The 22892-nt window shown below is 62.0% G+C and carries 19 protein-coding genes; 4 read left to right on the plus strand and 15 right to left on the minus strand.

The window, feature by feature from the left end:
* Nucleotides 1-150: 150 nt before the first annotated feature.
* Nucleotides 151-4080, minus strand: coding sequence for a beta strand repeat-containing protein (locus KGQ91_RS00175; RefSeq protein WP_224419939.1), 3930 nt, complete (start codon nt 4078-4080; stop codon nt 151-153).
* A gap of 114 nt (nt 4081-4194) precedes the next feature.
* On the opposite strand from KGQ91_RS00175, the gene KGQ91_RS00180 reads away from it, so the two are divergent.
* Nucleotides 4195-5136 (plus strand): IS1595 family transposase, encoded by a 942-nt coding sequence (locus KGQ91_RS00180; protein WP_224416734.1) that lies wholly within the window; start codon nt 4195-4197, stop codon nt 5134-5136.
* A gap of 482 nt (nt 5137-5618) precedes the next feature.
* Here the strand turns inward: KGQ91_RS00180 and KGQ91_RS00185 are convergent, their stop codons facing one another.
* The 6 genes from KGQ91_RS00185 to KGQ91_RS00210 form a co-directional block, all read right to left on the minus strand.
* A complete protein-coding gene (locus tag KGQ91_RS00185; RefSeq protein ID WP_224416733.1) occupies nt 5619-5900 on the minus strand; it encodes a DUF4351 domain-containing protein in 282 nt (93 codons plus the stop codon).
* 16 nt (nt 5901-5916) lie between these two features.
* The gene (locus tag KGQ91_RS00190; RefSeq protein ID WP_224416732.1) at nt 5917-6786 is read right to left on the minus strand and encodes an Rpn family recombination-promoting nuclease/putative transposase; all 870 of its coding nucleotides are present in this window, start codon (nt 6784-6786) and stop codon (nt 5917-5919) included.
* Nucleotides 6787-7010: 224 nt separating this feature from the next.
* On the minus strand, nt 7011-7538 hold the full coding sequence (locus tag KGQ91_RS00195; protein ID WP_455429892.1) for a JAB domain-containing protein: 528 nt from the start codon (nt 7536-7538) through the stop codon (nt 7011-7013).
* Between the two features lie 33 nt (nt 7539-7571).
* Entirely contained in the window at nt 7572-8381 is an 810-nt protein-coding gene (locus KGQ91_RS00200) for a DUF932 domain-containing protein (RefSeq protein ID WP_224419940.1), read from the minus strand.
* Between the two features lie 105 nt (nt 8382-8486).
* A complete protein-coding gene (locus KGQ91_RS00205) occupies nt 8487-9461 on the minus strand; it encodes a recombination directionality factor (protein WP_224416729.1) in 975 nt (324 codons plus the stop codon).
* Nucleotides 9462-9585: 124 nt separating this feature from the next.
* Nucleotides 9586-10848: a YqaJ viral recombinase family nuclease gene (locus KGQ91_RS00210; RefSeq protein WP_318010230.1), complete on the minus strand. Its 1263-nt coding sequence runs from the start codon at nt 10846-10848 to the stop codon at nt 9586-9588.
* A 242-nt stretch (nt 10849-11090) separates the two neighbouring features.
* Between KGQ91_RS00210 and KGQ91_RS00215 the strand changes: the two genes are divergently transcribed.
* On the plus strand, nt 11091-11429 hold the full coding sequence (locus tag KGQ91_RS00215) for a type II toxin-antitoxin system RelE/ParE family toxin (RefSeq protein ID WP_224416727.1): 339 nt from the start codon (nt 11091-11093) through the stop codon (nt 11427-11429).
* Entirely contained in the window at nt 11426-11707 is a 282-nt protein-coding gene (gene nadS / locus KGQ91_RS00220) for a NadS family protein (protein WP_224419941.1), read from the plus strand. The genes KGQ91_RS00215 and nadS overlap by 4 nt, the downstream gene beginning before the upstream one ends.
* On the opposite strand, the gene KGQ91_RS00225 is transcribed toward nadS, so the two are convergent.
* Nucleotides 11704-12066 carry a hypothetical protein gene (locus tag KGQ91_RS00225; RefSeq protein WP_224419942.1) on the minus strand — a complete coding sequence of 121 codons (363 nt, stop codon included), beginning with the start codon at nt 12064-12066 and terminating at the stop codon, nt 11704-11706. The genes nadS and KGQ91_RS00225 overlap by 4 nt on opposite strands.
* A gap of 425 nt (nt 12067-12491) precedes the next feature.
* On the opposite strand from KGQ91_RS00225, the gene KGQ91_RS00230 reads away from it, so the two are divergent.
* Nucleotides 12492-13297, plus strand: a protein-coding gene (locus KGQ91_RS00230) for an IS5 family transposase (RefSeq protein ID WP_377172366.1) whose coding sequence is annotated in 2 segments (ribosomal slippage) — nt 12492-12840 and nt 12840-13297 — 807 coding nt in all. Because the reading frame shifts where the segments join, the coding sequence is not laid out codon by codon here.
* 203 nt (nt 13298-13500) lie between these two features.
* On the opposite strand, the gene KGQ91_RS00235 is transcribed toward KGQ91_RS00230, so the two are convergent.
* From KGQ91_RS00235 to gmd, 7 genes are all read right to left on the minus strand, one after another.
* Entirely contained in the window at nt 13501-14031 is a 531-nt protein-coding gene (locus KGQ91_RS00235) for a hypothetical protein (RefSeq protein WP_224419943.1), read from the minus strand.
* A gap of 15 nt (nt 14032-14046) precedes the next feature.
* A complete protein-coding gene (locus KGQ91_RS00240; protein ID WP_224419944.1) occupies nt 14047-14346 on the minus strand; it encodes a hypothetical protein in 300 nt (99 codons plus the stop codon).
* Nucleotides 14347-14560: 214 nt separating this feature from the next.
* Nucleotides 14561-16261, minus strand: a complete 1701-nt coding sequence (locus KGQ91_RS00245; RefSeq protein ID WP_224419945.1) for a UvrD-helicase domain-containing protein — start codon at nt 16259-16261, stop codon at nt 14561-14563.
* A gap of 250 nt (nt 16262-16511) precedes the next feature.
* Entirely contained in the window at nt 16512-17297 is a 786-nt protein-coding gene (locus KGQ91_RS00250; protein ID WP_224419946.1) for a SapC family protein, read from the minus strand.
* A 149-nt stretch (nt 17298-17446) separates the two neighbouring features.
* Entirely contained in the window at nt 17447-20356 is a 2910-nt protein-coding gene (locus KGQ91_RS00255) for a beta strand repeat-containing protein (protein WP_224419947.1), read from the minus strand.
* Between the two features lie 550 nt (nt 20357-20906).
* Nucleotides 20907-21845 carry a GDP-mannose 4,6-dehydratase gene (locus tag KGQ91_RS00260; RefSeq protein ID WP_224419948.1) on the minus strand — a complete coding sequence of 313 codons (939 nt, stop codon included), beginning with the start codon at nt 21843-21845 and terminating at the stop codon, nt 20907-20909.
* Nucleotides 21846-21847: 2 nt separating this feature from the next.
* Nucleotides 21848-22879 (minus strand): GDP-mannose 4,6-dehydratase, encoded by a 1032-nt coding sequence (gene gmd, locus KGQ91_RS00265; RefSeq protein WP_224419949.1) that lies wholly within the window; start codon nt 22877-22879, stop codon nt 21848-21850.
* Nucleotides 22880-22892: the final 13 nt, after the last annotated feature.

Raw genomic sequence — 22892 nt, forward strand, 5'->3', positions numbered from 1 at the left:
CCAGAAACGCCCGGCCTTATGACCGGGCTGTTCACGCAGATCGACGAGCAACCTGAAACGAGTTCACTCCCACGGCGCCGATGCGGTGGGAGCGAATGCATTCGCCAGGGCGCTTCAACCCTGGCGCCGGACCTGGACAAGCGGTACGGGTTACCCGGAAAAGGCCAGGCTGTCGCCGAAGGCCGCCGACAGCTCCGACCCGGTGATGCCGGTCAGCACCACGGTTTCATCACTATCGATCACCTTGTCGCCGTTCCCGCCGCTGAAGCTCCCCTGCGACGAGAACCCGGAGAGGTCACTACCGGCGGCAATGAAGTCGGCGAAGGTGATCGAGCCGCCATCGTAGAACGCGATTTGCACATCGACCGTATTGTCGGCGATGCCGCCGCTGTATCCGGTATAGCCACCGTTCTCGATGAAGCTGATGGTACTGATTTCCTCGGCCAGATGGGCCGCATCGCTTTCACTGGTAATGCGCAGAACGTCTTCCTCGGCATCCAGCGCCGGGTTGCCATCGGCGGTCGCCGCGCGGAAGCCGAGGATGGTGTCATCGCCGTCCTCACCGATGGTGTAGACGAGGGTGTCGGAACCGGAATCCTGGGGCACCAGGTCGATAATGTCATCGCCGCCGTTGCCGGTGACGGTCTGATTGCCAGTGCCGGTGGTGATGGTATCCGCCCCCGCGCCACCGGTGATGATGAAGCCGCCATCCGGGCCGGTGAAGACGTTGCCGGCATCGCTCAGCCGGTATTCCTCCACGTAGTTGTAAGGCACGCCGGAGTCAGAAAGATCCACCGCGCCGCCGTCGCTGAAGACCACGGTTTCATGCCCCGGCGTTCCGGACACCCCGGCGTTCAGGGACGTGAACTGGGTATATTGCGTGGGTGTCAGCGTGACCGTCGCCGCGTCCTCGATCCGCAGCCCGGCGACATTGGACAAGGCCAGGCCGCTGATATCCGCGCCATCGCGCAGCAGCAGTGTCTTGCTGCCGACATCCAGCGACGTCGTGCCCGCCGTGAAGGCGATGGGCGTCTCGGTCGTGGGATCCCAGTAGGCGACGTCGGCGAGCGTCACGCCGTCGGCGAAGCTCGCGCCGTCCGCCGCCAGCGCCTCGGCCAGCGGCACGGCGCCGGCAATCTCGACGGGACTGCCGCCGCCCGCCTGCTCCGTTTGCCGGGCGACGAACCCACCGCCGTTCCCGACCCGCGTAGCGATATCGTCGAGCACACTGCCCGCCTGATCGACCACGGACTGTGCCACCTCGATACCCAGGTTCAGGGCATGCGCGCCGGCATCGGTCTGTATCGTGGCCAGCGCGGCCTTGACCTGCTCGGCCTGCTCGGCGCTGTCGATCGACACCGTGACTCGTGCCGATGACGAATTGGCCTCGATGGAGGACAGCCCGGCGAACTGATCGGCCCGCATGGCGATGCCGGAGGCGATGACGACGTTGCCCACCTCGGCGAAGTCCGCCCGGCTCAGCGCCGAAATATCCAGCGTGCCGTTCTGCACTTCCAGCGTCTCGACACCGGCGATCGAGCTGCCGTCCTTCAGCACCAGGGTGTCGGTGTTATCGAACGCGAAGACCAGGCGGTTATCGCTGCCCTGAAAACTCGCATCGAAGGCGATTTCCGCGTTATCGGCATAGTCCGACACATCGACCGTCACCACATCGCTGCCGACACCCAGATCGCCCTGCAGCGCCAGCTCCCGGGTGGCGGCGATCGCGTTGACCGTGAACCGGTCGACGGCGATGCCCCCGTTCAGGGTCGCGTCAAGGCTCTCCCCGGTGGCGGCCACGGTCGCCACGTTGGTGGTCAGTTCGGCGCCGTCGAGCACCAGGGTGTCGGCCGCACGGAGGATGCCCGAGTATTCGACGGGGCCCAGCGCATCACTGACGTCGATGGTGACATTGTTGCCGTAAATGTGGTTCAGCCAGATACTGCCGGCGATATTGGCCAGATCCACCGTCACATCACCGGAGACCTGCGCGCCGTTGTCGGCGTCGAGTGTGCCCAGATCGACGAAATTCTGCACATCGCTGGCGCGCACGGTGATATCGGTGCCCTGGGTATTGATGCCGGCATCCAGGGCCTGGGCTCCCTTGACATGGGGGCCGATCAACAAGCCTTTCTTCAGTTCCGAGGCATCGACGGTGATGCCGTAATCGCTCTGGGTCCGGCTGCCCAGCACGTCCAGGGCCACGAAGCCGTCGCCGGAAAGCTCGACGCTGTGGATGGCGGAAAAATCCACGTCGAAGGCATCGAAATTGCCGTCGGTCTCGACGTTCAACGACTCCAGTCGGCCAAGGGCACCATCCACGTCAAGATCAGCGGCGCTGGTGACGCTGAGGTCGATCAGATTCCGGGCCTGCAGATCGACGGCAGAACTGCCCGCCCCTCTGGCGACATTGACCACCGCGCTGGTGGCGGCGCCGGCGGTGATCTCGCCCTTGTAAGCGGTGTTCTCGCCCACGTTGAGATCGACGGCCTGGCTCCGGGTCAGCACCAGGTTGGCGTCGTGGCTCTCGGGGTTGTCGGCATCGGCGTCGGCGGAGGCGCTGACGTCGACGACGCTGACGCCGCCGTGGCTGCTGGTCAGGGTGGCACCGTTGGCGTTGTCGCCGGAGAGCGCCAGGGTCAGGTCCTGGTTGCCCAGCTTGGCCAGCACGGCGTTGCCGCTAAAGCTGTCACCCAGGGCGACGCGTTCCAGGCCGCTGACGTCGCGGGCGGAGACCGTCAGGCCGCCGGAAACGTCGCCCAGCGCGAGGGTCTGGATGTTGGCCAGCTGGTACTGGGTGGCGCCGCTGCCGGCAAGCGCCAGGGTGTTGTCGCCGTCGCCGCCGTCGATCATGGCGTTGGCGGCCAGGCTGCCGGTATCGGCGGTGACGGTGTCGTCACCGGCGCCGGTGGTAACGCTCTTGACCTGGTCGGCGTTGGTCAGGTTCAGGGCCACGTCGCCTTCCACGGCGGCGGCGTCGACGCCGGCCAGCTTGGTGCCAACCTTGTCGACATCCAGGCTGCCGGTGCCGCTGGCGGTGAGGTCGGCGGCGGCGATGCCGCTCAGGTCGACGACGTTGGTGCCTTCGGCGGCCACGCTCAGCGACTCGATGCCGTTGGCGGTGACGGCGACCGCCTCCCGCTCGCTGGCGTCGGTGGCCGGGTCGTCGGCGGTGCCGACGTTGTCGAGTTGCAGGCCGAGACTGTCGCTGGCGCCCTTGACGGCGTCGGCGGTGAACTTGATGTCGGTGGTGCCCTTGGCCTTGTCGGCCAGCGCCACGCTGACGTCGGCGGCGCTCAGGCCGGCCAGGTTGACGTTGCCGTTCAGGCTGTACTGCTGCACGCCGTCCACGCCGGTGGCGTTGAAGGTGCGGGCGATGGAGCCGTCGTTGCTGACGGCGACGGTCTCGACGTTCTGCACGCCGCCGTCACCACTGAAGCCGCCGAAGCCGCTGTCCAGGGTCACGTTCAGGGTGTCGTTGCCGTCGCCGCCGTCGATGCTGTCGCCGGCGTTCAGGGTGCGCGCGGAGGACAGTGCGGAGGCCACGCCGCTGAAGGTGTCGCTGCCGGCGGTGCCGGTCAGGGTGTCGACATCGGTGGTCAGCTCGGTGGCGTTGCCGATGATCGGCTGGGTGATCTCGGTGACGGCGGTGCCGTCGTTGTAGGTGGCCGGGGCGCGCGCTTCTTCGTACTCGCCGTAGAGCACCCAATGCTGGTAGCCGGTGGCGAGGCTGCCGTTGTCGACGGCGGCGGCGACGTCCGGGTTGGCGTCGAGATACGCCTGCTCGTCGAAGCCTTCGGCGATGGCCTGGTACTCGGCGTTGGGCGCGCGGCCCTCGGCGGCGCCGTACTGCAGGAAGTGCGTCAGCGGGTCGATGATGCCCTTCTCGACGGCATCGGCGACATCCGGGTTGGCGGCCAGGTAGGCGCTGGTGTCGAACACGGCGTTGGGGTCGCGGCCCTCGGCGGCGCCGTAGTTCACGTAATGCCACTCGGCACTTTCGACGCTACCGGCGTCGATCGCCGCGGCCACGTCGGGATTCTGCGCCAGATAAAACTCGGCATCGAACTGGAAAGGCATGATCGTTCCTTGCTGACACCCTGATAAAAGGGTTCCTGATTACGCATGTTGATCAGCTACCACGTCGGCCCGGGCCTATACTGGAATCATATGGACGGTCAAGGAGTTAGTGCCATGGCTCGCAACCTCATCCAGTTCCAGTCCGGCCTGTCGTTGCCGGCGTTTCTCGACCAGTACGGCACCGAAGCGCAGTGCCGGTCGGCCCTCTTCCAGCATCGCTGGCCCAAGGGATTCGTGTGTCCCGACTGCGGCAACACCACCGGCTGCCAGCTTGCGCGCGGGCTGTACCAGTGCCATCACTGCCATCACCAGACCTCGCTGACTGCCGGGACCATCTTCCACGCCACGCATCTGCCGCTCACCACTTGGTTTCTGGCCATCTACCTGCTGACCCAACGCAAGAATGGTCTCTCAGCGCTGCAGCTGTCCCGCGAGCTCGGCGTCAGCTACAACACCGCCTGGAAGCTCAAGCACAAGCTCTTGCAGGTCATGTATGAGCGCAACCAGGGAGAGACGCTCACCGGACGCATCGAGATCGATGATGCCTACCTGGGCGGCGAACGGCCGGGAAAGCGCGGGCGCGGCGCTGAGCACAAGTTCCCGTTCGTCGCCGCGGTGCAGACCGATGACGATGGCCATCCTCTGCGCGTCCAGCTGCGTCGCGTGAGCGGTTTTACCCGCGCCGAGGTGCGCCGCTATGCCCAGGTCGCCATCGCGCCCGGCAGTCGGGTGGTCAGCGATGGCCTGGGGTGTTTCCGGGCCTTCGAGTCGCCGGTCTACACCCATGAGCGCTTCATTACTGGCGGTGGCCGTGCCAGCGCACAGATCCCCGCCTTCAATTGGGTCAACACCGTGCTGGGCAACGTCAAGAACGCCATCACCGGCAGCTACCATGCCATTCGTGGCCAACATGTGCCGCGCTACTTGGCTGAGTTCGAGTACCGCTTCAATCGGCGCTATGACCTCACGGCCATGATCCCGCGCTTTCTGACGGTGGCGGCGAGAACACCGCCGATGCCTTACCGGCTCCTGAAGCTGGCTGAGCCATATACGTAATCAGGTCAGGTTTTGAGCGGTCGCGCGCTTGGTCTTTTCAACCCCCACCTGCTCACCTTCTTGGCGCTCCTTCTTCGCCCAGTTCTCTAAGTTTTCTGCCAACATGTAGGTATGGCTGCCTCAGTGCTGCGACTCTCGCCGGAGTCGGGAAACATCCTGAATGGGAAACCCAGTGATCTCTGAGATCATCTGGTCATCCATCTCTGTCCGCATAATCAGGTTATGAGCCGTTTCACGCTGAGTTTCCACACGACCCTCAGCTCGCTCTTTCTGTGCCCAATTCTCCAGATTCTCTGCCAACATGTCTTTGTCCTCCACCAAACTGTTGAGCTGCTCCAGATTGACCTCGGCACCGAGCCGCTGCAGGTGTCGCAGTATCCAGTGTGTAGTGGCTTTAAGCACTCAACCCGTGACGATGCCCTGCCGCATCGGCATAGGTACGAGTCTACAGTGGAAGCAATGCCCCCTAGTGACGCGCCACGTCAGTGCTTGAACAGCTCATCAAGGGTATCGACAGTCAGTATTTCATCTGTCCATGCTTCCAACCGCTTGGTGTCCGCTGCCTCTAGCATTTCACCTATCCAACCGGGCAATTCACCGAAGCGCCTGCTCAGTAGACGCTGCAGAACACGACGTTCACCTGTCATCTCTCCTTCACGCTTCGCGTCGTTCAGCAGAGACACTTCATCCCGCAGCGCCCGCTCCCGAACGAAGGCCAGGCGGCGGGTCTCTTCATCGGCGCTGAGCTCGCGGGTACGGCTCATCGCTTCCCTGGCCACCTCAGTGCTTGAAAAGTTCATCGATAGAATTGGCTATCAAAATTTTCGCAGACCATTCATTTATTTGGTCGCTGTTTGCCTGTTCCAGACGATGCTGCGCCCACTCTGGCAATTCTCCAAACTTCATTTTAACGAGCTTGGCAAACAAATGGGCCTCGCCTTCTCGCCGTGCATCATTCAGCAGAGACACTTCATCCCGCAGCGCCCGCTCCCGAACGAAGGCCAGGCGGCGGGTCTCTTCATCAGCGCTGAGCTCGCGGATACGGCTCATCGCCTTCTTGACCGGTTCATGGGCAACATTGGCCATGGTGAGTTCCTCCTGCCAGTGCTTGAAGAAGGTGATCCAGGCGCGTAGCGGGCCTTCCGGCAAGCCCAGGCGATCCGCCTTGTTGAGTTCGATCAGGTTCATCTGCAGGATGTTCCCCAGCGAGATATCGGGCTGGCGTTCGTCGCGCATCTCGAAGCGCCAGACCGCTTGCTCACGCTCGGCCTCCGTCCCTGTGAACAGATCGAAGTCCAGCAGGTGCAATCCCACCGAGGCACGCAGCTCCTGATAGTCCTCGCCCCCGCTCAGCTGAGTCCCCAGCGTGCGGGCCAGATAAAACAATCCCCGCTTGTGCCAGGCACCGTAGCGGCGTACCTGCACCTCGACATTGTAGCAATGGCCGTCGCCATCACGGGCCAGCACGTCCAGGATGATGTACTTGCCGGTCAGCTCGTTCGGCTCGATGTTGGGATTGAGAATCTCCACCGAAGCGATGTCGGGCAGGTCCGGGCGCAAATCGTTGATCAGATCGACCAGCAGATCCGGGGCTTCAGCAAACAACCGCTTGAACACGTAGTCGTTGGTGGGATCGAGTAGCTCGCTCATGGAAACTCCTATCGTCAGGGCAATATTCTACCACGGCACCATTTGTCAAGCGCTATCACCCACGGCTTCCCCTTCAAGCTATTTGCCCACTACATCAAAAAAATACGCTCTCTCGACACCCCACCCCACGGCGCCGAGCCAGGCAGCCGTGAGGTGGGACGGGAGGTGAGCGGGCCAGCCGCCCAGGTGGGTGGCGGCGAGTGCCGCGAGCGATGCGGATGACCCTACAGCCACCCACGTTCGGCGAACGACACATAGCCCTCGTGACCGACCACCACATGGTCCAGCACACGGATGTCCACCAGACCCAGGGCCTCCTGAAGCCGCTGGGTGATGCGCCGGTCGGCATCGCTGGGCTCGGGATCGCCACTGGGGTGGTTGTGGACCAGGATCACGGCAGCGGCGTTGTGGTCGATGGCGTGCTTGATCACCTCGCGGGGATAGACGCAGGCGGCATCGAGGGTGCCGCGAAACAGCTCATCGAAGGCGATCAGCCGGTGCCGGGTGTCCAGGCAGAGGATGCCGAAGACTTCGTGCGGGTAGTCGAGCATCAGGGTCTGCAGGCAGCGATGGACCTCGTCGGGACGCCCGAGTTGGGTGCCCTTGCTGAGCCGCTTGCGGGCGATCAGCTTGGCCAGGTGCAGCAGCTGGGCGTCGGTGACGTCGCCCGTGACGCGGTAGGTGCCGGGCTGCTCCCCGGCCATCAGCCAGGGGAAGCCCGCGTCAGAAACGTGAGTAGTCGCGAGAGTCATACGGGATCTCCTTGTCATGATGGGTCGTGGGAGTCAGGCGGCGATCTCGCCCTGCTTGAGCGCGGCGAAGTGCTCGGTGAGCGTCCACAGCGCGCGGTTGAGGCGCACGTCCTCGGTGACGCTGTGGATGGGCCGGGTACGGGTGGCCCGGCCCGAACGGGAGCGGCCCCGCAAGCCGCCCTTGAAGAGGTTTTCCTGGGTGCGGTTGAACACGCTCCACAGGCTGCCGTTGGCATCTTCCGAGCGACGAGCTTCGAGGATGTCGCCCGGCTGCACGGGGCTGGTGGCCTGCCAGTCGTCGCCGTAGCGCAGCGACAGCGCGGCCTCGGCGAACAGCTGAGCCTCGCTCTGACTGACCAGGGTGGACTGGAAGGCCTCGACGCCCTCGGCGATGCGCGGCACCTGATGACTGAGCTGGATCGAGCCGTCGAGGATCTCGTCAACGACGTGCTTGCCGTGACGCACGCGGATACCGCCCACGTCACCTACCGGGGTGACCATGCCGTTGAGGCACACCAGCCGGAACAGCCCCAGGTCGAGCTGGAATGCGGCACTGCGGTCGTGGCTGTTGGTCAGCACCAGTTCGGTGACACTGTCGCCCACGGTGATCTGGCGATCGGGGTCCTGGCGGAAGCGGATCAGGTGGCGGGCGACCTCGCGGCGCTCCATCTGGCGAACATGGGTCTGCTGGGCCCGCACCGGGTACCAGCCCTCGCGTTGCAGGGCATCGACCACATTGATGGTGGGCACGAAGCCATAGCGCTCGGAGACGGCTTGATCGGGTTGCTGGGCGAAGATGGCGGGGGCGGCGCGATGCAGTTGGTCGTGAGTGAGAATACGCATGGGCAAATCTCCTTATTGGTCAACCACGGCATAACGGCCCGCGGCTACCAGGCAGCGGGCGTCGTTAGGCAATGGCAGGTAGCGGTGAGAAACGACGTCGAGCGCTCAGGCTCGCTTGGCTTGGCGTGCTGCGGGTTGCTGACTATCGTCAGTGGTCGGTGCGGGGGATTCCGCCTTGTCGGTAGCTTCGGCCTTGCCTGACTGCTGGCTCCTGGCCTGCAGCTTGTCGGCGAGCGTCACCGGGGCATTGGCGTCCGTCCCGCCCGGTAGGTGAACCGGGGCGTCGGGGTAGAACTCCTCCACCACGTCGGCGGACTCCTCGGCACTGTCCTCGAAGGCCCCGTTGGCGAAGCCCGCCTTGGCGGCCCGATCCAGGGCTTTCTGGTCGAAGCCGGTGGCCTCTCGCTCCTGGTCCAGGCGTTGCGCCTCCGAGAGGGTGTCTTCCAGCGTCCAGCCCTCGCGCAGGGTGATGTCGACGTAGAAGATCGGGGTGCCACGGCTCTGGCGGGTCGACTTGCCGCGCAGGCGCAGTTCCAGCGGCAGGCAGGCCAGGCGGTTGCCGGAGACCGCCTTGAAGTAGGCGAGTCGTGCGGCGAGCGTGCGAATCGAGTTGAACCCGGTGGTGCGGAAGATGAAGCTGCCCAGCGGGTCGTCATCGCCGATCAACACGTTGAGCCGCCCGTAGGGCTTGCAGGCCCCGCCCTGGGCCAGCGGGCAGGCGTCGGGGGCCGGGCACGGCAGCGTCTCCATGCCCTCGCGGGTGCGTCGCTTGCACTGCTCGCCGTCGCCCACGCACAGCGGGCGTGCGGTCTGGCGGTCGAACAGCGCGTACTCGGCGCGCAGGTTGAGGTCGGGGTCGTTGAACAGCAACCGGATGGGAATGCGCCGCAGCTTGCCCTCCTGCTCGCTGCGCAGTGCCTCGTCCAGGGGGTGGCGCAGCCAGCCCTCGCGGGTCTGCAGTTGCGAGGTAATGGTGAACTGATCGTCCTTCTGCGGCAGACGCTTGCCGTGATTCTCCACCACCTTGCCGATGGTGATCCGCCCCAGGATGGGCGGGGTGATGGCGAGTCCCTTGAGCATGGGAACCTCCTGTCTTTTCAAGTGGTTGCCCCACAACGAAAAACGCCCCAGAACGGCCGGAGAGCCGCGCTGAGGCGTTTCGGTGGATAGGGATGTCAGGTTTCGAGGGGGATGGGAGAACCGCTCAACGACGCACCACGAAGCGCCGTGAGCCGGGATGGGTCTTCAGATAGTCGGCACACAGGCCGGGGTGATCCTGCTGCAGGGCCCTGGTGTCGAGCCGCGTGGCCGGGGCGGTCTGCTTCCAGCTCAGGCTGCCCGAGGGAAACGTCGCCAGCGTCGCGGTGCCCATGGCCTGCTGCAGGCGGTGCTTGAGGCGCAACTCCTCCTTTTTGGCGTCCTCCAGGGTCTGGCGCACCCGTTGCAGGTCGACGAACGCCTGGCTGAGCCCCACGTCAAGGCTGAAGTCGACGGTCTCGCCGTCATCCTGGGGGAACAGGCTTCGCAGGGCCTGATCCGCCGACTCGCTGCCATCCGCCGGGGGTGGCGTATCGCGCTCGACGCAGTCCCAAAACTGGCGCTCCAGGGCGATCAGCTGCGCGATCATCGCCTCGTCACGCTCGATGCGGTGGATCTGCAGTTCGTGGCCCCCGAGCAGGACCGCCACATCGGCGGCCTGCTGACCGGTGACCGCCAACTGGTGCATCACCTGCAGCTGCACGTACTCGGGCACCCCACTCCTCCACAACCGGGCGCCGTGAAGCCCGGCCGTCTTGCACTCGAGGATCTGCACGGCGTCGTTGCCGACGATCTCGCGATCCAGGTTGGCGAGCATCCAGGGGTGCTCGACGTGCTGGAGGATGGCGTTGACCCGCTGCACCCGGTGACCGGTGTGCCGGGCGTAGTGCTCGGCGACCAGCGGTTCGAGGACCTGGCCCCAATGCAGCGGGCTGGTCAGTTGCGCCTCGGGGGCCGGGTCGGTGGTTTCCGGCTGGCGACCGGTCTTCTCCAGCCACAGCTCGAGTGGGGACTTGTAGGGATGGAGGCCCACGGCTGCGGCGGCGTCACTACTGCCGATCCCGCTCTGGCGAATCGACAGCCAGGCCTTGCGATCCAGGGCGCGGGTATCGACCAGGCGCCGGGCCTGATCACGATAGCGGCGCTGGGGGCCGTCAGGGCGACGCGGACGCGGGGCTCGCCCCATCGGCATCGAGGAGGGCGACGCTACCCCGCTCTGCTCGATGGCCGCGAGGACCGAGGCGGTAACGCTGCCCGGCTGGGCTCGGGCGGATAACGAGGACTTGGGCGACTCGGTGGCCTTGGAAGTGGATGCGGCGGTACCGGCTTGAGCTCCCGAATCGGCACTGGCCGGCAGCCGGGCGGAACGGGCCGCTTCATCCGCGACAACCGGGGACAGCGCGGTGGGACGTGACGTGGGCTGGGTCATGATCTCTCTCCTGAGACACAAACACGGCATAACGGCCCGCTCCCCGAAGGCAGCGGGCTGGGCCGTAACGAATGATTAGTGGATGGGTTATGGACGCGCGAAATGCGCGGAATGCGCGGAATGCGCGAAATGCGCGGAATGCGCGAAATGCGCGGGGAAGACGGCGTGTCCTGATAGACAGACCCTGCCGAAAGATGTACTATGTACACCAAGCAAGACACGACCCGAAGGACGCCCCTGACGTGAGTCATGCCATTGAATTTATTGAAACACCGACCTTTACTCGGCAGATCCAGAGCATCGCGACCGATGAGGAACTGAAGGAGCTTCAGCGCATCCTGATCGCGCAACCCGACAAAGGGGATCTGATCCAGGGCACAGGCGGTCTACGCAAGATTCGCATGGCATTGCGGCAGCAAGGCAAACAGGGCGGTGCCCGGGTCATCTACTTTCTGGCCACCGCCGAGGTCATCTACCTGATCCTGGCCTATCCCAAAAGCGTGAAAGACAGCTTGACGTCCGCGGAAAAGGCCGCACTCAAGACCCTGACCCACCAGTTGAAGGGGGAGGTTTCCGAATGAGCATTTTTGACGACCTTCAGACATCGCTGCAGGAAGCCGTCGACATCAAGCAGGGCAAGACCCGCGCGCGTGTCACACGCCACGAGGTCGCGGATGTGAAAGCCATCCGTGCCGCGCTGCATGTGTCACAGGCCGAATTTGCCAACGCCATGGGAACCAGCGTGGATACGATCAAGAGCTGGGAGAGCAAGCGTCGCAACCCGACCGGCCTGGCGGCCAAGGTGCTCGCGACCATTCAGGAAAACCCGGCGTTTTTCAACGAACTGGCGTCGCACTAAATACGCCTGCCCGCCTCCGCCAGGGACGGTTCGCCGTGAGGACGGAAGGTGTGCGCGCAGGCCAGGCACTGGTGGCTATCGAGCAGACGGGCATCGAGTTGCTGGCCCAGACGGGCACCGGCGAGACCGCCTGCCGTGCCCCCCACCAGGCCACCAAAGATCGCCCCGGCCAGGCTACCCACGGTCAGGCCGACCGGCCCGGCCCAGGCACCCACCAGGGCCCCGGTCTCGGCGCCGCTGAGCGCACCGGCGGCCCCGCTGGCCGCCCCTGCCGTACCCCCGATCCCTCCGCCAACCTTGCGACCGCGGTGTCGCGCGCGAACCCGCGGCGAGCCACAGCTCGGACATGTGAGCGTCATGAAAACCTCCTGAGGTGGGAATGACGTGTCATCGAAGCCATCGCTTCCCGGCTTCAAGGAGGTAGTACGTGGCTGAAAATTTTTTGAATCGATGTCGGATGCCGTCAGTGCCGTTACGTGGCTGACGGAAGACCCCGGGGTCATGCCCGGGCGGAAAGCGACTCCGGCGATGACGTATTATTTGACCGGCCGTTGGCATCCCATGAGCGTCATGCGGCGTAACGCATTGCCAATGGAAAGTTTTTAGAGCTCGGGCCCGACAACGATCCCCGGTACGTCCGGGGCTTTGGCGTCATTATCCCCAGTCCTTCCGGGGCATGCGGATCGGCTGCCATGACGGGTCAGTAATATATCTAAATCTACTTATCTCTAAGAGCGCCTTTCAAAACCTTGAAAGCGGCTCCCGCCATTCCTAGATTTTGGGCATGGCTAAGAAGATCGTATCCGATGAACTCTGGTCTATCGTCGAGCCGCTACTGCCGCCGCCTCAGCCCAAGCCGCGTGGCGGTCGGCCTCCCGTTTCCAATCGCGCAGCCCTGACAGGCATCCTGTTCGTCCTGCGCTCGGGTATCCCTTGGGAGATGCTGCCTCAAGAGATGGGCTGCGGTTCGGGCGTTACCTGCTGGCGGCGCCTGCGTGACTGGCAGGAAGCGGGCGTCTGGGAACGCTTGCATCAGACGCTGCTGGAACACTTGCAGCACGCGGATCAGCTGGATTGGGAGCGAGCCTGTATGGACAGGGCCTCCCTACCGGCAAAAAAGGGGGCTCAGCGATCGGTCCCAACCCGACAGACCGAGGAAGGCCCGGCACCAAGCGGCACCTCCTGACCGATCGCCACGGTGTCCCGCTGGCTGTCCTGCTCTCGGGAGCCAACATGAACGATAGTGTGCCATTGGCAGCTCTGCTCGACAGCGTGCCACCGGTTTCGTCGGGGCGGCCAGGGCGCCCTCGCCGTCGCCCCGACAAGCTCCTTGCGGACAAGGCATACGATCATCGACGTTGCCGCCGAGCGTGCCGCCGGCGGGGTATTCAGCCCCGCATTGCTCGTCGAGGTGTCGAGGATAGTCAGCGGCTCGGGTGCCATCGCTGGGTTGTCGAACGAACCTTTGCCTGGCTGGGCCGGATGAGGCGGCTCACCACGCGCTATGAGCGGCGAGTCGATCTCCATTATGCCTTTACGCTGTTGGGCTGTTCCCTGGTCTGTCTGAACAAGCTTCAAGGCAGGTTTTGAAAGGCACTCTTACGCAACGGCGTAGAGTACCGTGTCGAAGCCTTACCGTTCTTTGATGAGCAAAAGTATTACCAAGAGCCACACGCGAGAGGGCTAGTCAATGCTAGTGGCTATTATTTGATCAAGCCCGAGTAAGCGGAGCCGCTCCTCGCATTCTTGATGTGGATACTGCTCTCCCCCAACCCGGAATACCGCAAGCAGCTTCAGCGACCCAGTTCCGCCCAGGGATCGTCACCGCTAACAAACGCCTTCAGCTCCTGCTGCAAGGCGCTGGCAACCAGTGTCCAGCCTTGGTTTGCTGCCGCCACCCGCAGTGTCGGGGGACAGGGGTCAGCCTTGTCCCTCTCCCACGTCACCACGGAGTGGATAAAGCGGCGCAGCCAGGGAAAATCGGCCTGCATCGGCACCAAGGGACGGCCCTGCAGCAACGCCTCCCGTGACCGGTACGTCTCCCCCTGGAGCCGGTCGAACGGCTTCCAGTTGGCACAGACGAAGTGATTGTTGAGCGCAGCCTCCCGGAAAGCCGTGACTTCCGGCTGCGAGGCCCACTGCATGGCCACGACACGCCAGTCAGGCTGCGCACTGACGTCCAGGAAGTATTGCGGATGCTGGATCGTTGCACGGGTCAGACGATCGTAGGCCGCCTGCAAGGCCGTGCAATGGCGGATCATGTCCCGCACCTGCGCGGGGCGGACGTGCGCCTGGTAACTGACGGGAGCGTTGGAAATCTTCATGGCTGACAGGATGCCCTACTTCCCACCCTGCTGCACCGCGCTTACCAGGTCGAAGTAGGCCCGCTCGGCATCGCCCTCCTCGACATTGGCATCGATGAAGTCGTCCAGGGCATCACAGATGGCGATGGCTTCCGGTGAATCACCCAGCCGTTCGACCCAGTCGGCGTACAGGGCCCGTAGCGCGTCGTAATCCGCCTGGCCCATCGACTCGAACAGCAGGTGCTCGTAGCCCGCCAGCGTGGCCAGCAGCGCCTCGCGGGTCTCGGAAGGGATCGGGGCCGTATCGGGGCCCTGGGCATCGAGGGAGTCGGTCATGGCGCCATGATAGCAGCCTACAGCGGCCCGTGGGCCGCGTTTATGCCGTAAGGTAGGAACGGGGCAGGTAGCGGCATAAAACGCCGCACAGGGCGGCATGGGGCAACCTGTCGATCAGCGACCGGTTGATCGAGCGGGACGACGCCACCGGCAAGGCGGTAGTGAGCTTCACCGTCGATGAGTTGCCCGCCAAGAGCCCCTGTGAGCGGTCACCTCACGGCACGCTATCCAGCAACGTTTCCGGTACGTCTTCGAAGAAGCGACAGAACGGGAGAGAGCCGACCAGCGTGACGCTCTGCTTGGCACGCGTCATGGCAACGTAGAGCACACGCCGCAACAGGCTCGCCTCCTGGTCCATGTCCTCCCGGGCCACGCCCTCGAGAATGCGACCCGGGTACTGGGCATCATGCAACCCCATGATGACCACATGGTCGAACTCGAGGCCCTTCAGTTGGTGATAGGTAGTGACGGCAACTCCCCCGGAAAAACTGCCCAGCCCGGCACCCTTGACCTTCTTGACCGTCAGCCCGCGCTTTTCCAGGGCCTTCTGGGCCGGATAAAGCTGTCGCGAAAACGGAAGCACCACAGCCACCGAGGTGGTGCGAAGCCGCTTGAACCTGTCGGCCACGAAGTCATACCCCTTGTCATAGGCTTGCTTCGCATCGGCCGCCAGCATCAGCCTGACTTTTTCACCATGCTTGTCCGGGCGCACCGGCGCCACGTAATCGGCGCTGTCGATCACATCGTTGTTCGCCAGCAGATGCTCGGCCACGTCCATGATCTGCCGCGTGGTGCGATGACTGGCGGAAAGGCGTCGGGAACGACCACCCTGCACCTGGATGCCGACCGACGCCCAGGTAAAGCTTCGCCGGTAGATCTTCTGGGCCAAGTCACCGGCCATGCTGAGCGACACACGCGGGATCTTCGCGGCCACCAGCAACCAGCTCTTGTCGAAATCCTGCACCTCGTCGATCATGACGTGGTCATGGCGGTACTCATCCGGGAGATCGCCACCCGTTTCCATCAGGACGCGCAGCAGTAGCCCGGCGGGATTGTCATAATCTTCCTGGCGGGTCTCCTCGAGCCACTCCTGATACAGCTCGTAGACAAACCAGACGAAGCGGCGATCTTCCTGCGTGACCCGCACGGCCGTCCCCCGCCCCGTGCGTTCGACCGCAAGATACTCATCGAGCCGCACGATGTGTTGACCGAACAGCCAAGCGATTTCATCGCCCCACCAGCCCAGCAGTTGGGGAGACGCCTTCAGATCGAATAAACGATGGCTGCCAATCACCTCTTCCGCTTCCCTGAGCAACTGCTTGAGTTTTTCGCCACGCGCCTTGCCATCGACCCAGCCAGCGAACTCGAACCCTATTGCCCTGGCCGTGCTGCGTGACCAGTCATGAAAGGTTCTGACATCCACCTCCCCTGTCACCCCCGCCTGCCGGAACGCCTTCTTCACATAGGCGCACAGAGCCGAGTTGTAGGTCAGGAAGAGCAGGGAGCCCTTGCTCATGGCAGACAGGATTCTGCCCGCCCTGGCGGCCAGCACGGTGGTCTTGCCACTGCCCGCCTGCCCCCGGATCAACAAGTGCTGGGAAGGGTCAAGCTCGATGATGGCCTGCTGCTCATCGGTAAATGCGATCGCCGGTTGGGCCGGCTCGGCCTGCAAAGGCGTTGCGCTGGCATCAGAGCCAGGCTTTGCCCTGGCGGCAACAGGCAGGCTCCACTGGTACGAAGCATTCATCTGCGCCTTGCCTTCCGTCCTGAGACGGTACAGCAACGAGTTGACATCACTTCGGTCGACGTGAAGTCCAAACTCGTCACCCAGGATAGAAGCCAGTTGGCGGGCTTTTACGGGGGCATGCAGATGCAGCAGTTTCAGGATCTGCACTTCGAGCACATCTTGGTTCATCAACTCTACTCGCGTTTCACCATCGCTCGTGGAGCGGCATCTCGAGTGCCGGTACGACAATGACACCACGCTCCCCGAGATGGGACGTCTTCGGCCTGGACGGGAAGGGATTGTCACTAAAGCGGGGTGTGCCATGGACGGCCGTCGGTAACCCGAGCCCTATAAGCCACTACATCGGCGGCTGGGTGGACAACGTCACGACAGGCCCTGCTCAGGGCGCTTAGTCACGACGGTTGCCAAGTCTAAAGCATCACTCCCCGAAATCGAAGGTCAGTTCCTCGTCGTCACCGTCGAAGAACGCATCCAGATTCTCGTCGGCAGCCTTGCCCGCCTGCTGCTGGGCATGAAACTTCGCCCGCTCGGTCAGCTGCGAGAGCTGGTTCATCGAGAACAGCTGGCCATAGGCCAATGCCAAGGCACCGTGGCTGCGCAGACTGGCGAAAGCCTCGGCGGAGAGTTCGTTCAAGGCCTTCTCGTTGATGCGATGCAGCCCCTGCACCTTGAGCGGTTCCTGCCCTTCCCCACGCTCGATCTGCAACGGCCAGGGTTCGATCACGCCGCTATCGCCCAGTACCTTGGCGGCCTGCTGGGTCAGCTGGCGGTTCTTCTCGCATTCCTGCAGAAACTTCAGGGTCTGCTGCACACGCTCGTTGAGCTGCCCTTCCGCGTCGAACAACGGCTCGCCCAGTTCGCTCTCCAGCAGGTGATCCTGTGCGATGCACAGCACCTGTTGCTGGTCCTGGGTATTGGCGAGGGTAAACGGATAACCCCGCAGACTGGCGGGCACGTAGCTGCCCAGCCAGCGACCATCGGGATGTACATAGAGATTGTGCTGGCCATTCAGGCCCAGCAGCGCCACCGGCTGGTACTGTTCGCCCTGCTGGATAAAGCCCAGCGCATAGTGCGGCAGCAGCTTGCTCAGTTCGGCGAGCAGGATCGACGCGACCGGCTGTTCGGCCGCGAAGCCATAGCCCTGGCGCGGCTGGTAATGAAGCTCAGCGTGTTGGGTGCGGGAGATGGGTAACCATTGCGGCATAACGGCTCCGGTTGGACGGTGACGTTGGGAGCATTTTATCAGCCCTCGGGGCGAGACAAGTCCTAGAGAGCCTGAAATAAAAAACCCCCGGCCGAAGCCGGGGGTTCTGTTGCCTTGACCTATCAGGCGATAGGTCACTGACGAGCACTTTAGGCGATATCACCAGCAACGATAGCAGCATCGTTGCTCTCGGTGACCACACCGACCAAGGACAGATCGCCAGCATCTACATTAGATGCGGAGCTAGACTGCTCTTGGAAGAGGTAGGTGTAAGCTTGTCCGTTTCCATCATTGAGGACAAAGACAGCGGCATCGCCAGCAGCAGTAGCAGAGAAGCCTTCTGCAAGGAATGCAGCAACATCTGACATGTCAGTAAAGTCACTAACGCTCTCGCTACCACCTGTGGAGAGCAAGGAAGCACTAGCATCATCCGTGACATAGACGCTACCGTCGGTAAGCGCAGCAGCAGTTGTCACTGAACCTGCGTTCAAGGCAGTACCTGACGTAGCTGTGATATCGGTACCGACGATACCATCGAAAGACATTTTGTCTGTGCCGGTCACAAAGTCAGTGATGGTGTCCTTATCAGTGCCGTTACCAGCGAAGTCAAAGGTATCGGCACCCTTGCCGCCAGTGAGGGTATCGTTTCCACCATTACCAGTGATGGTATCGCCGGCTACAGTACCAGTAATGGTGTCACCTGCTGCCCCACCTTTAGCGGCAAAAGTAGCAGTTGAACCGAAGTTCAGCGTGACATTAGAACCATCGATGGTTAGAGCATCGGTAGAAGCAGAACCATCAGCAGTCAACTGAGCGCTACCAACCAGTTCAAAATCACCCAGTGAGTTAAACTGAGAAGCAGACAGCGTCAGTGCCTGACCCAAATCAACTTTCTCAACACTGGAGATGGTCAGGTTCGTACCCGACAGGTCGTATCCAGCGTTACCAGAGATTTGCAGAGTGTCAGAACCTTCACCCATTTGCAGAACGACGGTAGCGTCAGAATCCGGAGAAGCAAGAGCGCCAGAGCCATTAGCCAGGTTGACGACGTCGTCACCTGCACCTGCTTCAACTACCAGGAAGCCTTCATCAGTGCTACCACCAGTACCCATGCCGGAAATATCGGCGTTAACCGTATCGTTACCGCCACCGGTGACTGCAGTTACCTCTGCCGTTTCAGCCAAGGTTCCAAACTTGGCAATGTCATCGGAATCTTGGCCGACAAACGTTGCTTTATCACCAGCGTTAGAAGCATCCATGGTGACGTCGTTCTTGCCTTCAGAGCCAGCAATCGTGGCATCAGCTGAAGTAGAACCACCAATGGTCAGATCGCCAGTCAGAGCGGAGGCATCCAGAGACTTGGTGGCAATTGTTGAAAGCTCAACATCATTGTCGCCAGTCACATTCACGGTAGCGCCAGATGCAGCCAGGCTAGCGATAGTCAGATCAGTGCCTGTACCTGCTTCAGCAGATGCTTCGATATTAACGGTTTCGAAGTTAGTGAAGGTAGTAGTGGTTTTCTGATCTTCCGAGAAAGAGATGTTAACTGAATCAGCTTTGGAATCGTTGGTGCCAGTTTGGAAAACGCCAGTTGCCAGATCAGCACTGACAGCCACGTTAGCACCAGAAGCCAGAGTCGCAGTGGTAGAACCAGCGGTCGACAGCTTGATTTCGTCAGCTTCGACGTCTTCCAGGTTCAGGGTACCGGCAACGCTGGACTCTACAGTCAGGCTTCCAGATTCTTTGGCGTTACTAACAGTTTCACCATTCAGACCACTAGACTTCAGAGTGACATCGCCATCACCAGCAATGGTCAGATCTTCACCGATGTTGTTGACAGTAACAGTTTTACCGTCAGCGACATTCAGCGTCAGAGAGCCATTGGCTGCGCTTGCAGTGACTGTCGCATCAGCACCAACAGTTACTGTAGCGGTATCACTAGAGTCATCAGCCGTCACGTCGATGTTGGAAGCAGTTCCAGCATCAATTGTGGCAGTGTCATACTGATTCACAGTGACATCAGTAGTCGCTGCTCCAGCAGTAACAGTGACGTCTTCAACGCCAGTAGTGTTACCAACAGTGATATCAGTAGTGCTATCACCGGCATTAACAACGACTGAGTCGTTGTCTTGAGCAGTACCGTCAACTGTAACAGTCTTGGCTGAACCAGTATTGACAGTAGAATCAGCAACACCAGACGTAGTCAGGTTACCAGTGATGCCTTCGCCAGCGGTAAGGCTGTTGTCGCCGAGGTTCTGAACGGTTGCGTTACCGACAAAGCCAGACTTGGTAGCGTTGAGGGTAATCTCAGCACCAGAAACGCCGTCAACGTCCAGAGACGGAGCGCTGTAGGAATCCCAGTTCAGAGTAATGTCTTCAACACCCTGCACGCGGGTAGTGGCGTCGAGGTTACTGTTCAGAGTCGCGGTCAGAGTGTCGTTACCGCCCTGATCGCTGATCACAGTGCCCGCCAGAGAACCGGCTTCAGCAGTCACTGTGTCGTTGTTGCCAGTCAGGGTAACGATGTCGCCAGCGTTATCTGCAGTGAGCGTGAAGGTCTGGCCTTCAGTGTGGCTGTCAATCGCCTGGCTCACGGACTCAGCCGTCACATCGGTATCGGCATCAACGGTGTCGAGCAGGTCATTGACGTTCTGCAGCTTCAGATACGCGTCATTGGAACCAACCTGGCTGACGAGCTCGGCAGAGAAGTCGACCTTGGCGTTAACAGTTGCCAGGTCATCATTCTGGGCACCGTTGATGATGGCAAAGGCCAGGTCTGTCAGGCTGAAACCGCTGTCGTCCCAGTAAGAGACTTCAGAGTCGACGGCAGCCCGGTTGAAGGCTGAGTCATAAACAGCCTTGATCACGTCTGCACGGCTCATGCCGCCATACAGCGCATCATTTTCTTCAGCGGCGCCGAATGCAGCGGAAACGCTGGACCAATTGCCGTTCTGTTCGAGCTGATTCACCCAGTATTGCAGCCCTTCGGGATCGGCGGGCCGCTGATAGTAAGCGATGTACATCTGGTGAACCAGCTTTTCGGTAGCTGTCAATTCCATCTTTTTTCTTCCTCAACTGAGATTCGCGTCTTGCTACGAGGACAGCAGCAGACTGCACAGGCTAACTGCCAGCAAACTACCACTTGCGCCCAAAGTTCCTGACACGCGTACCATGTCAGTAGTCCGCCGATTGGCGACGAGACCATACCACGTAACCAGAGATCGGGTGTAGTCCTGTCAGACAAAAGACGGAGCTTCCCGCTTGAGCTTCACTGCCAGCATAACCACGCCTTGTGTACTGTCAAGGTATTAGTGGGCTCCCTCTGACAAGGCGAAAGAAACGATGTGAAGACTTACTATCAAAACGAGGAATAGGCCATGGAAAGGCCTGCATTTCAAAGTCTAGAAAATAAGTAAGTGCAAACTAACCTGAAGGATTCGCCCGCAGACGCGGTTCAACGCAATGTGTCGCGCCGACTCCGTCATCGGGCGCCACGAAGGCGAGGTTCGCGATGGCCGCAGGCGATGAGGAGAGGCGCTGCGTTGGCTACCGAGCTGGCCATGCAGCCGCGCCGGCCACGAGAGCGCCTCAGGGGTTGAAATGACGCGGTCAGTTCGCCGCCAGCATCCAGGACAGGGTATCGGCGAATGGCATGGGAGACCAATCGGGGAGCAGGTGCTGCAACCGGGAGTTGTCGCCACACAGCGTCCTGACGTCGCTGGCCCTGACAAAACGGGGATTGACGTCAACGCTCAGGGCATGACCGGTGTGTGCCGCACACATATCGATCAGGTCGCGAAGACTGAGCGTGGCGCCACTGCACAGGTTGACGGCCTGGCCAACGGCGGGGCACTCCAGCAGCCCGCGGTACGCTTCGGCAATGGCGCGCACATCGCTGAAGTCCCGCGCGACATCGAGATTGCCCAGTTCGATGCGATCGGCGCGACGCCGGAAATGTTCAACGATCTTGGGTACCAGGTAGCGCTCCTCCTGGCCGACCCCGGTATAGTTGAACGGGCGCGCAATGAGCAGTGGAAGCCGATCCATCCACAGCCGCGCCAGGTATTCCATGGCGACCTTGCTGACGGCATAGTCATTGGCCGGATTGAAGGGAGTCTCTTCATCCAGCCGCCCTCCCCGGGCATTGCCGTAGACGTTGGCGCTGCTGGCAAGGACAACCTTGCGGGGCACCACCGGCTGTTCCGCCAGCGCTTCCAGCAGATGCCGGGTACCCAGCACGTTGATGCCATAGAAGTCGTCTGCATTACCGTGGCCGACGAAGGCGAGGGCCGCCAGGTGAACCACGGCATCGGGGCGGGCTTCGCCAATTACGCCACGAACCTGTTCCGCATCGCGCAAGTCGAGCGCATAGGTGTCTTCGGCGGCGATGTCCGGGTGATCCGAGGTCACTGCTCGACTGGCGGTCCCCAGCACTCGATAGCCGGCCCGGCGAAGACTGGCCGCTACATAGCGGCCAGTGAAACCATGGCTTCCCGTGACCAGCACGCGCGGGGGTGTCTCACGCTCAGGCACAACACGTTGCGTCATAGTCAGAATGAAAATCCTTGCCGGTTACGACGAAGGTCAGCCTCGACCATCATCTGGCTGAGCTGCTCGAGAGTCGTATGCGGCTCCCAGCCCAGGGTCTCGCGCGCGTGGGCAGGATCACCGATCAGCAAATCCACTTCGGCGGGACGGTAGAAGCGCGGGTTGACCGCGACCAGCGTGCGGCCGGTTTCGGTATCGATCCCGTGCTCCTGCTCGCCCTCGCCTTTCCAGGCCAGTTCGATGTCGAGAGCCCGAGCCGAGAGAGTCACGAAGTCACGCACGGTTTCGGTACGGTTGGTGGCCAGCACAAAGGTATCCGGCTTGTCGGCCTGGAGGATTCGCCACATGCCTTCCACGTAGTCCTTGGCATACCCCCAGTCGCGCTTGGCATCCAGATTGCCGAGCTCGAGCCGATCCAGCTTGCCCAGCTTGATCTTGGCAAGACTGTCGGTGATCTTGCGGGTGACAAATTCCCGGCCCCGCAGCGGCGACTCGTGATTGAAAAGAATCCCGCTGGTGGCAAACATGTCGTAGGACTCACGATAGTTGATCGTCATCCAGTGTGCATAGAGTTTGGCCACGCCATAGGGGCTACGCGGATAGAACGGAGTCGCTTCGGTTTGCGGTATGCTTTGCACCTTGCCGAACAGTTCAGAGGTGGAAGCCTGATAGAAGCGAATCGCCGGATTGACGATACGGATCGCCTCGAGCAGATTGACCGGCCCCAACCCGGTAATTTCAGCGGTGGTCAGCGGCTGGTCGAAGGAGACACCCACAAAGCTTTGGGCAGCGAGATTGTAGACTTCCGTGGCCTGGGTCGACTCCAGCAGGCGAATACTGGCGGAGAGGTCCGTCAGGTCATACTCCACTAGATGCAATTGCGGGTGATCCGCGATGCCCAGCTCCTCGATACGCCAGAAGTTCACGGAGCTGGTGCGCCGGTAGGTACCATGGACCGTGTAGCCCTTGCCGAGCAGCAGCTGCGCCAGATAGGCCCCATCCTGGCCGGTAATGCCGGTAATGATCGCGTTCATGAGTTGTCCTGTT

The organism is Modicisalibacter tunisiensis (assembly GCF_020148005.1).
In the GTDB taxonomy this organism is placed as follows: domain Bacteria; phylum Pseudomonadota; class Gammaproteobacteria; order Pseudomonadales; family Halomonadaceae; genus Modicisalibacter; species Modicisalibacter tunisiensis.

Coding starts and splice junctions, on each gene's coding strand:
- KGQ91_RS00175 (WP_224419939.1), bottom strand. CDS start 4,080: ATGCCTTTCCAGTTCGATGCCGAGTTTTATCTGGCGCAGAATCCCGAC.
- KGQ91_RS00180 (WP_224416734.1), top strand. CDS start 4,195: ATGGCTCGCAACCTCATCCAGTTCCAGTCCGGCCTGTCGTTGCCGGCG.
- KGQ91_RS00185 (WP_224416733.1), bottom strand. CDS start 5,900: ATGAGCCGTACCCGCGAGCTCAGCGCCGATGAAGAGACCCGCCGCCTG.
- KGQ91_RS00190 (WP_224416732.1), bottom strand. CDS start 6,786: ATGAGCGAGCTACTCGATCCCACCAACGACTACGTGTTCAAGCGGTTG.
- KGQ91_RS00195 (WP_455429892.1), bottom strand. CDS start 7,538: ATGACTCTCGCGACTACTCACGTTTCTGACGCGGGCTTCCCCTGGCTG.
- KGQ91_RS00200 (WP_224419940.1), bottom strand. CDS start 8,381: ATGCGTATTCTCACTCACGACCAACTGCATCGCGCCGCCCCCGCCATC.
- KGQ91_RS00205 (WP_224416729.1), bottom strand. CDS start 9,461: ATGCTCAAGGGACTCGCCATCACCCCGCCCATCCTGGGGCGGATCACC.
- KGQ91_RS00210 (WP_318010230.1), bottom strand. CDS start 10,848: ATGACCCAGCCCACGTCACGTCCCACCGCGCTGTCCCCGGTTGTCGCG.
- nadS (WP_224419941.1), top strand. CDS start 11,426: ATGAGCATTTTTGACGACCTTCAGACATCGCTGCAGGAAGCCGTCGAC.
- KGQ91_RS00225 (WP_224419942.1), bottom strand. CDS start 12,066: ATGACGCTCACATGTCCGAGCTGTGGCTCGCCGCGGGTTCGCGCGCGA.
- KGQ91_RS00235 (WP_224419943.1), bottom strand. CDS start 14,031: ATGAAGATTTCCAACGCTCCCGTCAGTTACCAGGCGCACGTCCGCCCC.
- KGQ91_RS00240 (WP_224419944.1), bottom strand. CDS start 14,346: ATGACCGACTCCCTCGATGCCCAGGGCCCCGATACGGCCCCGATCCCT.
- KGQ91_RS00245 (WP_224419945.1), bottom strand. CDS start 16,261: ATGAACCAAGATGTGCTCGAAGTGCAGATCCTGAAACTGCTGCATCTG.
- KGQ91_RS00250 (WP_224419946.1), bottom strand. CDS start 17,297: ATGCCGCAATGGTTACCCATCTCCCGCACCCAACACGCTGAGCTTCAT.
- KGQ91_RS00255 (WP_224419947.1), bottom strand. CDS start 20,356: ATGGAATTGACAGCTACCGAAAAGCTGGTTCACCAGATGTACATCGCT.
- KGQ91_RS00260 (WP_224419948.1), bottom strand. CDS start 21,845: ATGACGCAACGTGTTGTGCCTGAGCGTGAGACACCCCCGCGCGTGCTG.
- gmd (WP_224419949.1), bottom strand. CDS start 22,879: ATGAACGCGATCATTACCGGCATTACCGGCCAGGATGGGGCCTATCTG.